The organism is Aporhodopirellula aestuarii, assembly GCF_023701485.1.
Taxonomy (GTDB): Bacteria; Planctomycetota; Planctomycetia; order Pirellulales; family Pirellulaceae; genus Rhodopirellula; species Rhodopirellula aestuarii.
The window spans coordinates 432382-447594 of sequence record NZ_JAMQBK010000060.1 but is presented as its reverse complement, the minus strand read 5'-3'; the positions used below and the strand labels follow the sequence as shown (position 1 = coordinate 447594).

At 57.8% G+C, this 15213-nt stretch carries 12 protein-coding genes; 2 read left to right on the top strand and 10 right to left on the bottom strand.

The window, feature by feature from the left end; all coding sequences use genetic code 11:
* Positions 1-924 precede the first annotated feature (924 nt).
* The 6 genes from NB063_RS22260 to NB063_RS22235 all read right to left on the bottom strand — a co-directional run bounded on the left by NB063_RS22260 (position 925) and on the right by NB063_RS22235 (position 7959).
* Positions 925-3384: a hypothetical protein gene (locus tag NB063_RS22260; protein ID WP_250931090.1), complete on the bottom strand. Its 2460-nt coding sequence runs from the start codon at positions 3382-3384 to the stop codon at positions 925-927.
* Positions 3385-3534: 150 nt separating this feature from the next.
* Complete coding sequence (gene dprA, locus NB063_RS22255) at positions 3535-4809, bottom strand: DNA-processing protein DprA (RefSeq protein ID WP_407652689.1); 1275 nt, start codon at positions 4807-4809, stop codon at positions 3535-3537.
* 219 nt (positions 4810-5028) lie between these two features.
* Positions 5029-5697 carry a methionine-R-sulfoxide reductase gene (locus NB063_RS22250; protein ID WP_250931088.1) on the bottom strand — a complete coding sequence of 223 codons (669 nt, stop codon included), beginning with the start codon at positions 5695-5697 and terminating at the stop codon, positions 5029-5031.
* A 125-nt stretch (positions 5698-5822) separates the two neighbouring features.
* Positions 5823-6755 carry an SMP-30/gluconolactonase/LRE family protein gene (locus NB063_RS22245; RefSeq protein WP_250931087.1) on the bottom strand — a complete coding sequence of 311 codons (933 nt, stop codon included), beginning with the start codon at positions 6753-6755 and terminating at the stop codon, positions 5823-5825.
* 28 nt (positions 6756-6783) lie between these two features.
* Complete coding sequence (locus tag NB063_RS22240) at positions 6784-7281, bottom strand: response regulator (RefSeq protein WP_250931086.1); 498 nt, start codon at positions 7279-7281, stop codon at positions 6784-6786.
* A 66-nt stretch (positions 7282-7347) separates the two neighbouring features.
* The gene (locus NB063_RS22235) at positions 7348-7959 is read right to left on the bottom strand and encodes a hypothetical protein (RefSeq protein WP_250931085.1); all 612 of its coding nucleotides are present in this window, start codon (positions 7957-7959) and stop codon (positions 7348-7350) included.
* A 324-nt stretch (positions 7960-8283) separates the two neighbouring features.
* On the opposite strand from NB063_RS22235, the gene NB063_RS22230 reads away from it, so the two are divergent.
* The gene (locus tag NB063_RS22230) at positions 8284-10083 is read left to right on the top strand and encodes an alkaline phosphatase (RefSeq protein ID WP_250931084.1); all 1800 of its coding nucleotides are present in this window, start codon (positions 8284-8286) and stop codon (positions 10081-10083) included.
* 92 nt (positions 10084-10175) lie between these two features.
* On the opposite strand, the gene NB063_RS22225 is transcribed toward NB063_RS22230, so the two are convergent.
* Positions 10176-10406 (bottom strand): hypothetical protein, encoded by a 231-nt coding sequence (locus tag NB063_RS22225; protein WP_250931083.1) that lies wholly within the window; start codon positions 10404-10406, stop codon positions 10176-10178.
* Between the two features lie 260 nt (positions 10407-10666).
* Between NB063_RS22225 and NB063_RS22220 the strand changes: the two genes are divergently transcribed.
* Positions 10667-10807: a hypothetical protein gene (locus tag NB063_RS22220; protein ID WP_250931082.1), complete on the top strand. Its 141-nt coding sequence runs from the start codon at positions 10667-10669 to the stop codon at positions 10805-10807.
* A gap of 240 nt (positions 10808-11047) precedes the next feature.
* On the opposite strand, the gene NB063_RS22215 is transcribed toward NB063_RS22220, so the two are convergent.
* The 3 genes from NB063_RS22215 to purM form a co-directional block, all read right to left on the bottom strand.
* Positions 11048-11464, bottom strand: coding sequence for a hypothetical protein (locus NB063_RS22215; protein ID WP_250931080.1), 417 nt, complete (start codon positions 11462-11464; stop codon positions 11048-11050).
* Between the two features lie 56 nt (positions 11465-11520).
* On the bottom strand, positions 11521-12612 hold the full coding sequence (locus NB063_RS22210; RefSeq protein WP_250931078.1) for a WD40/YVTN/BNR-like repeat-containing protein: 1092 nt from the start codon (positions 12610-12612) through the stop codon (positions 11521-11523).
* Positions 12613-14094: 1482 nt separating this feature from the next.
* Positions 14095-15156 carry a phosphoribosylformylglycinamidine cyclo-ligase gene (purM, locus tag NB063_RS22205; protein WP_250931077.1) on the bottom strand — a complete coding sequence of 354 codons (1062 nt, stop codon included), beginning with the start codon at positions 15154-15156 and terminating at the stop codon, positions 14095-14097.
* Between the last annotated feature and the right edge of the window lie 57 nt (positions 15157-15213).

Below are 15213 nucleotides of genomic sequence, written 5' to 3'. Positions count from 1 at the left end.
GCCTACAGTTCGCGGCAGTTTCGCCAAGTGATTCCTGCATGCCTGCTTAAGCACGTAGGCTGGGGTTTTTCGTTATATCGGTCATTTGATGCTAATCATGGTTCCTACGTTTAACCGAGGCTATCACTGGGCTGTCGAAATTTTGTTCTGGACAAGACGTGTCGCTATCCCTTTTGCGTTTAGCTGGATCTAGTAATTCGCGAATGGTTAGTCACGATAGTGACGACATGTCAAAGCCACGGACGTGAGTCCGTGGTTTGGGAAAACAAAGCGAAGCAAGTCGCGACGCGACGACACAAAACACGGGTGGACGCACGAATGAACCATCGGGAGCGGCATCTGTCATCGCTTCGCGACTTGGTGTATGCGGGGGCGACGTCGACCCCGGACTCACGTCCGGGGCTTGTACCTGCCGTCGCTATCGCGACTAGGAATGGAAGCAATGCTTCCGCGGCTTTATATCTCCGCGTCTTCGCAAACATTTAGCAGTACAAAGATTTAGCACTCCAGTGCTATTGCCCAAATGGCACGTAGGATTTTGCCCAATTATTCCTGCTTAGCTGCGGGCGTCCAATGCGCGCATCGCAGCCGTAAGGCCCGCGGCTAGCGCCGACGGCTCACTAAATCAACAGCCTGCAGGCCGTCCGGCCCCGAGTCACCGGACGGCTCGCGCCGTTCCGCTATATTTGAAATCCCGCAGTGATTAAATCAATGTCCTGAGAGACCGAGCTACATAAAAAATAGCGTGGTCCAGCGGATCCAACTCCTCCACGCTGTTAACGCAAAAGGGCGAGGAAGCAAATTGCTTTCTCGCCCTTTTCGTTGATTGCAGGGCACTGTATTCAAAGTGCCGTCTCGCTCAAAGTGCCGTCTCGTTCACCGAACGTTTGCCCGATTTGACACGAGCGACGCGGTGATGATCGACTACTCGTCTTCGGTCATCCGCATCTCAAATCCAGTACGTTTGTCAACGGACTCATAGAATCCGCGGACAATGTTGCGAGCGTCTTGGTTACCCAAGAGCTGGGCCATGAAGCGTTGCTGAGGCTGACGGAACTGCTCACGCAACTCTTCGATACCGGGTTGCAATTCTTTCGGGGTCACCACGTAGTAAACACTCTGCGGATCGTTGGGAGCGACTGCGTACTCGCCGACTTCGGTGGTAAAGACCGCTCTCATAAAATCTTCGCCAACCGCATCGAGCTCAGGAACTTCCGAGATCACCGTTTGCATGAACCCGAGTTGTTCGAGCCAACTAAATGGTCCTGCACTCTCGATCAGGTTTTCCTTCTTGCCCTCGGGAATCACGTCGGCGAGCGTCTTGTCACCATCGGCGAGTGTGGCCGCAATCTTCTGAGCAGCTGCCTCGGCGAGCTTGGCCGCTTCACGCTTGCGGATGAACATCACCACTTCGTCACGCACTTCGTCGAGTTCAGGGACGTACGACGTGACGTCATCGGTCTTCCAACTGATGTAGGACACTCCGGCTTCGAGATCGACTGAACGCAATGGTGAATATTCGGGCTGCGGTGGCAACATCGAACCATCTTGCATTTGGGCGCCGAACATCATCGCGCCGTAAGGAGGCCCACGGCGATTGAACCCGCTGCCCAAGCCATAAGAAGCTCCGGGAGCGAAGTCATCGACACTGACCCGATTGACGAGTTCGTCGGTCTTTCCATAGTCCAAACCGAGTTCATCGGCCATCTTTTTCAGATCAAGCTTTGCGGGAGCATCGGCTTGCTTTTGAATCCCAACCGCTACATTGCTTTCGTGAACGGCACGTTCGCTGAAGTAACGTCGCATCCGCTTGTTAGCTTCCGTGACCGCTTGGTCGAGAGCCAAACGAGCTGGCTCGATTGCCATCTCTGTCGCGATTTGGTCGCGAACTTCTTCGAACGTTTGCGGCTTGGTCGGTTCTGGCTCGTCGTCGAGTTCGAGGCTCGTAGTGGCTTCGGCCGGTTCCTCTGAGGTCATTTCTTCAGCTGCAGGCTCGTCCGTCGCTGGTTCGTCAGCTGGCTCGGTCGTTTCGGCCGGATCGGATTCCGTAGTGGACTCTTCTTGCATTTCGGCAGGCTGATCCGCTTCGGTTTCGGTGGCGGGCTCGGTCTCAGCCGGCGTTTCGGTTTCAGCTGGCGTTTCAGGCTCATCTGCCGGGCTTTCGGGTTCCGCTGCCTCGGGTTCGCCGTCGCCTGCCTCTTCATCCTGGAACATGACCAATCGGACGGAGGTGTCCGCCGACCGGATCATCGAAGATTCTTCAGCCGCTGGTTCTTCGGACTCGGTCGCCGCTTCCTCGGATTCGGCTGGTTCCGCTTCCGTTGTTTCGGATTCGGTTGATTCCGTGGTCGGTTCGGCAGCCGCAGGCTCTTCGGTGACCGTTTCTTCAGCGGTCATTTCTTCCGCTTCGTCGGCGGAGGCTTCCGCGTCTGAGTCGGCTGGAAGCTGGAAATCGCCACCAGCAAGCCGCCGTTCATACTCCGCACGGAGTTGTTCTTCGCTGAATTTCGCTTTTTCGGCGTCGATGAACTTTTGCAAGTCGGCTGCAACGTATTCGATTTGAGCCGAGTCAGGACGACGGAAGCCGGGCAACGGTGATTGATCGCCGGGATAGCTGATCCGTTTCTTGCCCTCTTCGTAGACCTCTTTGATATCCGATTGACTCGGATTTTTGTCCGTCTGGTCGATATACTCGCTCACCAACACGCCGTATGCGGCGACGGTCGCTTTCTGATTTAATTTCAGAAAATTCTCCCATTGGCCGAGTGGAGTGACGATCGGGATCTGTCCGTTGGTCAACCCGACGAGCGATCCGCGTTGGTAAAGATCCGCCAACAGGTGCATGCGGAGTTGTTCGTAGAGGTGCTGTTGGCCCAGCTGATTGCCACTACTTCGCATCAACATGGCGATGATTTCGCTGTCGCTGACGGTTCCGTCGGTGAACCGCGTCAACCAGCTACCAATGGCTGCATCGTCGAGTTCAAAGCCCGCTTTCTTGGCTTCGTTGTAAAAACGCAGCGTGTTGATCGTGGCCTCTTCGCCCGGATTTGAGTCGATTCCCAACGATTGAATCTGGCCAGATTGCTCGTCGTATTGGAATCCGGGAGTCTGCGGGACGCCGCCCCGTTGAATCGTTTCACCCGCCAATTCGCTTAGAAAACGCACCACCGCGGCATGGTTTTGGGTCGTTCGCGAGACGCGGGCGTGGGTCAACTCGACACCATCGAACGTTGCCGCCACCGGATCGGAATTCATTCCGCCGCCGCGACGCATGTACGTGTCCAGCGCTGGCAAAACAACGAATGAAAAAAGTGCCAAGAGGGTCAAAAAGACCATCAACGGCTTGAGGTTGCGTCGAAATATCTCGAACGGACTCGAACTCATCAGAGAAGCCTACATAAACCCGCCAGGGGGACATCGCAACGGGATGCCTCGGCCTGCGGACGGAGGGAGGGGGCGGGAGGGGAACCACGAAACTGCAAAGGGTATCGCCGAAGGAATTTAAAGGTCAAGATGACTTGATGACTCAGGGGGCTAAACTCGGGCAACGTACTGACTGCTGAGGCGACGAACGAGCCTTTTCATCTCCAGCACGCTGACGATCGCCGAGACGCGGGCGGACGACATTTCACACCCAACGGTGACCTCGTCGAGTGCGGTACCGGTCGGTGAAATCCGGTCGAGCACCGCTCGCTCGACCTCATTCAACGTGACTTCGCGGCCGTTGCGAATCTCTCGGTCGTCGAGATTGACCTGCGATTCCTCACCACGGCTGATCGGTTGGCTCAGCGGACCGAGCAATTCGAGCACATCGTCCGCATTGGTCACCAATGTGCCGCCATCGCGGATCAACCGATGGCATCCCTGCGACGCCCGGCTGTTTACCGGCCCCGGCAACGCTCCGACGCCACGGCCCATCTCGCTCGCTAAACGGGCCGTGATCAGCGATCCGCTCCGCTCGGGAGCTTCAATCACCAACGTCGCCAAACCGGCCGCAGCGATCAACCGGTTTCGCTGCGGGAACATACCGCCACGGGGCTTGGACATGGGGGCGTATTCGCTGATCACGGCTCCGGAAGCGGCGATTTCATCCGCCAAGGGGCCGTTTTCGGGTGGATACATCTGCCCGAGGCCGCCTCCCAAAAATGCCATTGTGCGGCCGCCCACCTCCAACGCCGCTCGATGAGCCGCCGTGTCGATTCCGCGAGCCAGCCCGCTGACGATGGTGACCGACGCGGAAGCCAGATCTCGAGCCAAACGCCTCGTCTGCTGGAGGCCGTAGGGCGTCGCGTGCCGCGTGCCCACGATCGCGACGGCAAGGCGGTCCGCGGCCCTCACAAGCCCGCGACAGAACAATATAGGCGGTGTGTCATCGAGTTCGTCGAGTGCGGCAGGGTATCCCGCACCATCCGGCTGCACGATCCGCACGTTCTGACGATGACACCACGAGAGAACCGCATCGACATCAATATGGTCGGTCGCGGTGTGAATCGTGTGAGCGAGCTTGGGGCCGATTCCGGAAACCTGCTGGAGAGATGCCTTGTCAGCCCGAAGGACATTCCCGGCCGAACCGAACTCGTCCAGCAAGACGCACAGACTACGCGGCCCCAGACCGGGCAGCAGACATAATTGCAGTCGATCGCGCAGCGCCCCGTCGACTTGGATCGCGTCGACATCAAGATTCTCTGTCGCCCCGTCATCGACCACATCCGGCGGGACCGCGGGACCGTCTGCGTCCACTGTGTTGGCGGCATCCACGTTGGCTGCATCAACCGGGCCGTCGGCGCTGTCCGCTCGGTCGCTGTCGATGGCAGCCTCGGCTAATTCCCGCTCCTGCCAAAAAAAGAGTTCGTCGGACACGCGGCAATCCTCACAGTCCCGTCGTGGCGTGCCAGATCGCTGCTGAACCCTCTCGAGTGAGTGAGTGAACCGGCAGCGGCGATCGTGATCCCAGCAACGCACACTGGCGTCCACTGTACCAAATCACACTAACCCGCGTGCAGGCAATTCACGGCGACGGAGGCCCGCTTACTTCGACTCGAGCTTTCCTGCGGGCCGTTCTTCGATCGGCTTGATCATCGGTGGAATGTTTCTGCCCTTTGGAATGAACTTCATCGAGACCGAGTTGACGCAGTGACGCGTGTTTTTTTCCGTCATCTGCTCACCGGTGAAGACGTGCCCGAGATGCCCGCCGCAGTTATTGCAAAGGATCTCAACGCGGATGCCGTCAGCATCCCTCTGACGTTTGATCGCACCTTCGATTTCGTCATCGAAGCTCGGCCATCCGCAGTGGCTTTCAAACTTGTCGGCACTGAGATACAGCTTGGCATTGCACCGCCGGCAAAGGTACGTGCCTTCTCGCTTGTTCGACGTGTAGCCGCCGTTACTCGGACGTTCGGTTCCCTTTTGCAGGATCACGTATCGTTCGAACTGGTTCAGCGGATTGAATCGGCCGAACGTCACGGCCTGTTCCGCCGCATCGTCGTCCGCCGTAGCATCCGCGTCCTCAGACTCGGACGCCGCATCCGCATCTACCGAGCCGTCCGCATCGGTGGCTTCTGCAACCGAAGCGGTGTCATCATCAGCAGTAACCCGCCGCCCGTCCGTCGCCAACGGAAGAACGACGACAGCGAGACAGAGACCGCCAAGCGATGCGGCCCAAAGTGTTTTTGTAAAATAGCGTGTTTGCGATGGCATCAATCAATCTCCCACATTGGCAATATTGGTCGGCATTGCTAGACGCCTCACCATAGATTCGTTGACCTCATTTTAGCCGCATGGCAACCAATCGGGCTTCGACATCTGCCAAATGATGGCAAAAGTCATTTCCCGCGGCGACTACCGGCGATCGGCATGGGAACCGCATAGACCGATTTTTGGGCGGTCACGACCATCATTTTGAAATCATCACCGCCAAAGGTGACGTTCGCCGGGCGTTCCGCGAAAGCGACGGTCCCGAGCGGCTCACCCGCCGGACTGAAGATCTGAACACCGAGATGAGTCGTGATGTACAGGTTCCCACGCTCATCCATCGCCATCCCATCGCCTCCGGTACCACTGGTCCCTTCGGGTTGAGCTAGCCGGCAGAACGTTCGCTGGCCCGAAATTTTCCCCGGCTGCTCGATGTCGAACGCCAGCATTTCGCTCTGCATACTCGGGATCACGTAGAGCGTTTTTTCGTCGAGCGACAACCCGATACCGTTGGGTGCGGCAAGATCGCCGGTGAGCCGCGAGACCTTTCCATCGCTCGAGCGGTAATAAACGGCACGCACCTTCTGCGGCAACGGGGTCGGAGCCCTGTAATGGGGATCGGTGAAGTAGATGCCGCCTGATGCATCGACAACGAGATCATTGCAAGCGTTGTATCGGACGCCTTCATACGAATCGGTTAGCACTTCGCGAGAACCGTCGGCGAGGTTGTATCGCACCACCGCCCCATCCATTTCACAGGCGAGCAACCCTCCATCGGAAAGGGGCCACAAACCATTTGCATGACGCGATTGGTCCGTGAACACCCGCAAGAAACCGTTGGGATTGAACTGGTGAATCGTCGCGTTGGGGATGTCTGTAAAATACAGCGTCCCGTCACTCGTCACCGCAGGCCCTTCGGTAAACGCAAAACCGGTCAAGATCTGTTTCACCGCGCCCGTCGGTGAGATCGAATCGGACTGCTCCGCTTGCGAGATCCCGCAAGCGGCAAGCGAAATCGCCGCAACCAAGAGACTGAACAACAAACGACGACGGGTGATCAGCATCGACGACTTTCCACGGTGGAGACTCGACCTAGAACTTTGACGACGGGACGCCCGTCCCCTGAGCTTCCTGATCAGCCGTGGCGACGGCAACCTGTTGCAAGTGGATCATCAGTTTCTTGTGGTCACGAACGACCCGCAAAAACTCTTCTTCACTGACAGGTTTTTGGATGTAGTCATAAACCCCAAGTTCGTCGCAACGTTGACGATAGGTGTCGTCTTCGAGCGCGGTGAGGACCACGGTCGTGATACGCGCAGAGTCTGGGTGGATTTCAAGCATCTCCTCCAGCACGTCGAGCCCCGTACCATCGGGCAAGATCATGTCGAGCAGGAGCAGGTCCAAACGTGGCGCACGGGCGAAAATTCCCGTCCGTTTCATGAACAGAATCGCTTCGTGGACGGTTCTTACCAACGTCAAACGATGATGCACGCCGCTACGCCGTAGCGCGTGGATGGTGATCCGCGCGTCCACCAATCCGTCTTCGACCAACAGAATTTCCATTGGCTTAGTACGTGAATCACCCAACATTTCAAAACCTCCTCAAGGCTTCGTCGCAAGAAAGCACGGAACAACCGCGATACTCACCAACGAGATTCAATCCTGCGAACCACCCGCTCGGGCTCGCGAATCATGCATCCGAATCAATTCCGCTTCCAATCGTTCGTGAGCCGTCAGGTCACCTGAAAACCGCTCGATCGAACCCGCAAGCATTCTCAAACATTTGGCTTCGCAGCCTCTGTATTGTAGTTCTTCGGCCTGCTCAACCAAGTCGATTAATTGAAGATACAAGCAACGATGTTGATCCGTCACGCTACGAACCATCCGTTGCCGCTCTTCTTCCGCTTCACTCTGTTGCGAAATCGACATCGACTCGGCAATTCGCTTGGCCGCTACCGAATCCGCCGAGATCAATCCGTAGGACTCTTCAAGAGCAAATTGCAGCGCCAGCAGATCACGTAGCTCGTCTAAGCAACTGACAAACTCGCGAATCGTGGCCTGAGGCTTTTCGAGATCGCTCGTTTCCAGCTCACAGAGCGTTCGCAACCGATGCACCTCATGCCATAGATGCGGATTGCTATCTTTAATTTCTTGTAAAAATGCTGCGTTAACGAACCAGTAGGCAGCCGTTTCGCATTGAGCGTACGGTTGCGATTCGGTGCCGGGCGTCAAGGAACTTGACGAAGAACCGGTGAAGACAGTCGCCATGATGGCAGTCCTCCTTGCCTTAAATTCGTGGTTAAGAAGCGTCATTGAACCTAAAGCGGCAGCGGGATTTCGTCAAGCAAAATCATATTCCGTAAGGGAAAAGCCAGACTGAACCCGCTGAACGGGGTACACCTCAGCCATCCCCGCCCTCCCGTCTTCGCTAACCCACCCGTTTCAACACGGCTTTCCAGTTCATCGCTCTTCCCACCGGTTCTCGTACTGACCAAACTACCCGCATTCGACCGAAAGACGTCTGCCTCCCCCCTCTCGTCCCGAAAAACCACTCCCAGACTCCCTCGACTCGCACCCCCCAAACAAGCCCCCATGCGACCTCTCGCCCCCGCATCCTCGCCATGCTTCTCGACCCTGCGGTGCATCCTGGTAGTCACCGCTCTCGCTACCCAGTGGCATCCACTGACGTGCACCGCGGAAGAGCGGAGTTCACTGAGCAAGATCCTCGAATCCCTCAAAGATTCGGTCGAGCCCAATTCGCCCGAAGGAAAGTCTCCGGGCATCACCGATCCGCTGCGAGAGATGCAATCCGAAGCGATGCGACAACAGAAAGCGGATTGGGGGCACTGGGGCGTCCAATCCAACAAATACAGCACGTGGACCAACCACAGCAACCGACTGGTGCCGTTGTATTCATTCGGCATGACGCTCTCGCCCCTTCGTGAACGAGGCAGTTTCTACAGCGACACCGAACGGATGACGAAACATTTTGGCGGTGTGCCTGCAGGAACGCTCAATCCGGTCGCGAACTATCACGATCAAATCGACGTTTACGAACTACAGCGAATGGCAGCCGACCAAGGCAAACGCCACATCATCTTGATGGTCTTCGACGGGATGGATTGGCAAACAAGCCGATCGGCGGCAATCTATCGCAATCGGGCTGATCTGTATGACAGCGGGCGCGGCCGCGGGCTAGCGATTCAAGATTACCGGGGCGTTGCGACCGACTTCGTCTTTATCGGAACGACTCCAAGACTCGGTGGCGCAAAATTCGATGTGAATTCCCAGACCGTTACCGACGGTAACAAACCCGTCGAAGGCGGATTCGATCCCAAGTTCGCTGGCCCAATGCCCTGGCACGAACGCACCCCAACCGCCTATCCCATCGGTCAAGATCGCGAGCAACCGCACCGGTTCACCGACTCTGCCTCGTCAGCCACTAGCCTCATGGCGGGCATCAAGACTTACAACGGAGCGATCGGAGTCGCGACTGATGGCTCCCACGCCGTTTCGATCGGTCGCCAACTGCAAACCGAAGGCTACCGCATCGGGGTCGTCACCAACGTTCCGGTCAGCCACGCGACCCCAGGATCAGGCTACGCCAACAACGTCTCCCGTGGCGACTATCAAGACATCGCCCGCGACATGATCGGCCGCCCCTCGAGTTCACACCGCCATACCCCGTTGCCGGGCGTGGATGTGTTGATCGGTGGCGGCTGGGGAGAAGGTTTGGGCGGAGATGGTGGCCAGGGCGAGAATTTCATGCCCGGCAACAAATACCTTCACGAATCCGACCTCAACGCCGTTCGATTGAAGCCGGGCGAAACCGATCCTTCACGACGCAAATACGTCGTTGCCGAACGGACCCGCGGCCGCAGCGGCGCCGAGGTGCTCGCCGAAGCAGCCACGCGGGCAATCGCAACCGGCGACCGGCTATTGGGGTACTTCGGAACCAAAGGGGGACACCTACCTTTTCAAACCGCGGACGGAAAATTCAATCCGACCTTCGACGTCAAAGGTACCGAGCGTTACACCGCCGAAGACATTGCCGAAAATCCGACGCTCGCCCAGATGACCACGACGGCTCTCCAAGTCCTCTCGGCGCCGACGCCCGAGCAGAAACAAAAAACATCCGCTGACGAAAAGACGATGTCACCGTTTTGGATGCTCATCGAAGCCGGCGATGTGGACTGGGCCAACCACGCCAACAACATCGACAACAGCATCGGAGCCGTGCTCAGCGGTGACGATGCTTTCCGAGCGATCACCCGCTGGGCCGAAGAGAACGACGCGTGGGACGATACCGTCGTGTTCGTTACCAGCGACCACGGCCACTTCTTCATCCTCGAAGATCCCCAAGCGATTGCGGCGGCCAACGTCAGCGAGTAACTCGCGCGACAATTCATGCGTCAGACCGCGACGCGTCCATCCCCACCGCATCACCCACACGAGATGCGATCACGAGCAAACCAAAACGCTTTCTAGGAAGCGTCTTCCGCCTTTGACGTCTCGGTGCGTTCGAGCCACCGGTACCCGATGACCGCCACCGAAAGAACGACCAACGCAGCGAACACCCACGCGTGCTGTGGTTCGGTCAAATAGTGCCAGAAACTATTTCCTTGGCTCGCGGCACCATGCCCGTGTCCTTTGTGCGCCATCACGAGAGTCGCAGGAAGAATCGCCAGGGCGGTCGTCATCAAGAGTCGGGTCATGGTATTCCTCAGAGTGGCTCGGGTTAGCGTGGCGGAAATGCGAGTGCCCCAGATCTTACTCAAAAAAAACCAGCAAAACGCCGTGCGCGACAGTATTTCTGTCGGACAACCGTTCTGAGAGCTGAACAAACCGCGCCCGCACCTTGGCGAGCTTATGCGGGCGATCGTCGCAATTCAAGCCCCGCCCAGTTTTCACCTCAACACACCCAGAGCTCTCGCGAGACCGCAGCCGGTACAACCGCGCCGGCGACGCGGGCGGAATGCGATTTCGCAGCGATGCGAAATCCCACGAGATTCTCCGGTCATGCCCCGAGTTCGAATACATACTGCTGAGATCGGGAATTCAACGGATCAAGTGCTGGATCCCGGTCAGCGACGAAATGGCATCAGTCACCTCCTGAGCAGGATCCCATACAGAGACCTAACGCCAACGCCACCAAAATGATTCCCGCCCCCCACCGACGGCGTCCACGTCCGTCCGCCCTTGGACAACCAAACCTTCAACCCAGAAATGTGGTAACCCCAAGGCTCCCAACAGACCTCAAGCGTTTCTGTATAGGACGTAGGTTTTCAAAGGCAGCTACGTTCGCCAAAACGTGGTCCACCGTCGGGCGACGCTGGCTACAACAAATGGGAATGCCCTAGCCTTCCGGCGCCTGCATGCCACCAACTGCACCGGAGAACCACACACCCAAACCAAAGGCTGCACACACCACTACTCCAAAGTCAAAAACCCTCGAACCGCCATCGCCAAAAGTGAACCAACGAACAGAACAATCGAAAACAAACTGCAGGATCTCCCAAAACCCAACTACGATTCCACTGACTGAAAAAACACGAATGGACGCCCCGGCGTCGGCCACCGGATAGTGGTAGACAGGAGCTTCGGTACCGTAGGGTAAGAGCATAGGTATCCACTGGAACGAACCAGAACATCGATTGATATTTCCCCAGGCAACAATCACGCGCAGACAGGGCGCGCGACGTGCAGGACAAAGAGATGTCCAAGAGAAAAGTTCGGCGAATGAGAAACGCAGTTCGCGAACCGGGGAGACCAAGCCCTGATTCTTAGATGCAGTACCGGCGGGTCGCTTCGATCAATTGCCTACAACTCTCAATCGCCGACAACGATCAGTCTGCCGAAGCGGCCTTCCGAACCGGATGCGAAGACCTGCGTCTGGCCAACCGCCAAGGCATGAAAGCCCGTCTGGGTTAGCGATTCCCATTCGTCTGCGTCGCGCGAAAAGTCGGTGCCGAACGGACCAACGGTGATCAGGCCCGATGGAAACGGGCCGCCCTGCGGAATTGCGATAACCGCACTTCGGAACGCAGCAGGCTGCGTCTTCACGGTACGCCACGTGACTCCCCGGTCATGGCTGATGCACGCGGTGACGTCCGACGTTTCAGAAGCCCGATAATCTCCACCAACGAGAACCAAGGTGTTGCTTTCTTCTCCCGCGATCGACGTTGGAACCGTGCCAACCGAGAAGATCCCGGACGCTTGCGAACTAGGGATCGGGACCGAGACGGTTGTCCACTTGGCATCCCAAGCGGAACGAAGATAGAGACGGCTGGTCTCGGATTCGCTACCGCCCGTTCCAAACCACAGTTGCCCCTGCTCGCCAACGTGCAGCGACGAATTGCTGGCAGCAAACGCCGCTTCACCAGGCCGAGACCGTGGGAGCTCATTCGTCAATCGTTTCCAAGTTTGTCCGCCGTCACTTGTTTCGACGACCAGCAACTTGCCGTCGACGGGATCGCTGATTGCGATGCCTCGTTTGGAATCCCAGAACCGCATGGCATCAAAGAAAGCAGACGGAGACGACGCGCGGTAGGTTTCTTCCCATGACGCTCCGCCATCGTCGGTTCGGAGCAACACCGCTGGAGAACCGGCACTGGCGATGCAAGCGACATCCTCTTCCAACGCGTGCACACAGCGGAACTCGAGATCACCAAAACCTTTCGGACCACAGGGCGTCCAAGTCTTACCGCCATCGCGGGTGCGAATCACCGTCGCGTTGGATCCACTGGCCCACACGACTCGATCATCAACCGCGGACAGACCACGAAGACTCGCGTCCGTTCCCGTTGCAGTCACGACCCAATCCAATGAAACAGATTCATCGCCATTAGCAATGGACAGCGTCATCGCAGAGAGGAAGAAAACCAATAACGGCCTCACAACGGCGGATGATTCAGAAAGCATGCAGGAGACTCCTCAGCAAAGATGCGCCATCGATCGCCCCAAACAACGATCCCCACCATGCGACCCAAACACAACCACCGGAGCAACCCCACACACGTAGCGAAGTCTCACGGAACATCGAGTGATTGAGTAACCAGATGGTGGGTGGCACTGTACATGGGTGCTGTACATGGAACTGATTCCATCCAGCTTTCAAGCCCGAAGGGCTGACACAACTCATGCCGGGGCCAACAGGCCCCGGAACCCCGCCCCAACCCAACCCAACCCAACCCAACCCAACCCCAAGGCCCTGAGGGCCGACACAACCCGGTCACTACTAACTCGGCGGGGGAAAGTGTGTCGCCCCTTCAGGGCTTGGTGGTTTGAATAGGCATCGGGCACCGGGGGTTCACACCCCCGGCAAAGGTTGTGCCGGCCCTCCGGGCCTGGCGGATGGTGGGTGGCACCGGTCATGGAACTGATTCCGTCCAGCTTTCAAGCCCGAAGGGCTGATACAACTCATGCCGGGGCCAACAGGCCCCGGACCCCCGCCCCAACCCAACACCAAGGCCCGGAGGGCCGACACACCCCGGTCACTACTAACTCGGCGGGGGAAAGTGTGTCGCCCCTTCAGGGCTTGGTGGTTTGAATAGGCATCGGTTACCGGGGGTTCACACCCCCGGCAAAGGTTGTGCCGGCCCTCCGGGCCTGGCGGATGCTGGGTGGCACCGTTCATCGAACTGATTCCGTCCAGCTTTCAAGCCCGAAGGGCTGACACAACCCATGCCGGGGCCAACAGGCCCCGGAACCCCGCTCCAACCCAACACCAAGGCCTGGAGGGCCGACACACCCCGGTCACTGCTAACTCGGCGGGGAAAGTGTGCCGCCCCTTCAGGGCTTGGTGGTTTGAATAGGCATCGGTTACCGGGGGTTCACACCCCCGGCAAAGGTTGTGCCGGCCCTCTGGGCCTGACGGATGATGGGTGGCACCGGTCATGGAACTCTAACTCGGCGGGGGAAAGTGTGTCGCCCCTTCAGGGCTTGGTGGTTTGAATAGGCATCGGTTACCGGGGGCTCACACCCCCGGCAAAGGTTGTGCCGGCCCTCCGGGCCTGGCGGATGGTGGGTGGCACCGGTCATTGGGTGGCACCGTTCATTGTTCATTGCCGTTATCACCTGGGACAACGATCCCCACCATGCGACCCAAACACAGCTTTCTGGGCAACCCCACACACGTAGCAACGTCTCATCGAGACAATGAGTGATTGAGTGCTCTTACTAGCGGAACGGCGCGAGCCGCTTGGTCCCGCGTTACCGGACGGCTCGCGCCGTTCCGCTATTTTTTGAAATCCCGCAGCAAATAGATCGACGTCCCCCGAGCCTCGGACTTTCTAGATGATTTACTGGGGAGTCTCGGTCTTGGAAAGACCGAGCTACGTTTCGACGATCGAGCATACCATCGCAATCACGTTTGAGATGTAAGCATGTCTTTGCAGACCTTGCCTACTCGGCGTAGCGGACCTTGCCGCTGCCTTCGGTGATCGCGCCGATACGATGACAATCGATGCCCAGCGATGACAGTTGGGAGGTAATGCTTGCGACGTAAAACTCGTTCACGACGATTGCCATCCCGATACCCATGTTGAAGACACGCCGCATCTCCGACGTTTCGACTTGGCCGTGTTTTTGCACCCAACTGAAGATCGGATTCGGGTTCCATGACGTGGGATCGATTTCGGCGTCGACTCCCGATGGCAGAATCCGATCGAGGTTCTCTTCGATGCCGCCACCGGTGATGTGAGCGATTCCGTGCAGTACTTGCTTGACGCGGTAGTGCGACTGAATCGCGCGGATTGCTGAGGTGTAAATCCGCGTCGGTTTCAAACAAACATCGCCGAGCGATTCACCACCAAATTCTTCTGGGCAATCGTCCCATCCGGCACCCGAGTCCGAGATCACTTTGCGAACGAGCGAAAACCCGTTGCTGTGCAGTCCCGTCGCGGCGAGCCCCAACACCACGTCGCCCGGAGCAATCAGATGTCCGTCGATCAACCGTTTGCGTTCCACCACGCCGACGGCGAATCCGGCCAAGTCATAATCGTCGGTACCGTACATGTCCGGCATGATGGCGGTCTCGCCTCCGAGTAGCGCCAAATCGCCAGCCACGCATCCGTCACTGATCCCGGACACGATCCGCTCTAACCGAGCCGGATCATCGCGTCCCATCGCAACGTAATCGAGAAAGAACAACGGCTCGGCACCCGTGCAAATCAGATCGTTTACGCACATCGCAACGAGATCAATCCCGACGGTGTCGTGCCGATCGAGCGATTGGGCTACGACGAGTTTGGTGCCGACGCCATCGGTACCGCTGACGAGGACGGGCTCCTCGTAGTTTCGGGCAAACAGTTTGCCCGCGAAATCGAGCTGAAACAAACCCGCGAATCCGCCGTCGCTCGGCAAGACGCGAGGGCTGAAAGTGCGGTGCATCAACCGGGGCAATCGGCTCATCGATTCGGCGTAAACGTCGAGATCGACGCCTGCATCTTTGTAGGTCGCGGCCATGGGCGGAGAAGGGGAAGAAAGGGGATCGGAAAAAAACGCTCGGGAACAAAATCAGGG

Coding starts and splice junctions, on each gene's coding strand:
- NB063_RS22250 (WP_250931088.1), bottom strand. CDS start 5,697: ATGCCATCGCAAACACGCTATTTTACAAAAACACTTTGGGCCGCATCG.
- purM (WP_250931077.1), bottom strand. CDS start 15,156: ATGGCCGCGACCTACAAAGATGCAGGCGTCGATCTCGACGTTTACGCC.
- NB063_RS22210 (WP_250931078.1), bottom strand. CDS start 12,612: ATGCTTTCTGAATCATCCGCCGTTGTGAGGCCGTTATTGGTTTTCTTC.
- NB063_RS22235 (WP_250931085.1), bottom strand. CDS start 7,959: ATGGCGACTGTCTTCACCGGTTCTTCGTCAAGTTCCTTGACGCCCGGC.
- NB063_RS22260 (WP_250931090.1), bottom strand. CDS start 3,384: ATGAGTTCGAGTCCGTTCGAGATATTTCGACGCAACCTCAAGCCGTTG.
- NB063_RS22240 (WP_250931086.1), bottom strand. CDS start 7,281: ATGTTGGGTGATTCACGTACTAAGCCAATGGAAATTCTGTTGGTCGAA.
- NB063_RS22245 (WP_250931087.1), bottom strand. CDS start 6,755: ATGCTGATCACCCGTCGTCGTTTGTTGTTCAGTCTCTTGGTTGCGGCG.
- NB063_RS22220 (WP_250931082.1), top strand. CDS start 10,667: ATGCGATTTCGCAGCGATGCGAAATCCCACGAGATTCTCCGGTCATGC.
- NB063_RS22225 (WP_250931083.1), bottom strand. CDS start 10,406: ATGACCCGACTCTTGATGACGACCGCCCTGGCGATTCTTCCTGCGACT.
- NB063_RS22230 (WP_250931084.1), top strand. CDS start 8,284: ATGCGACCTCTCGCCCCCGCATCCTCGCCATGCTTCTCGACCCTGCGG.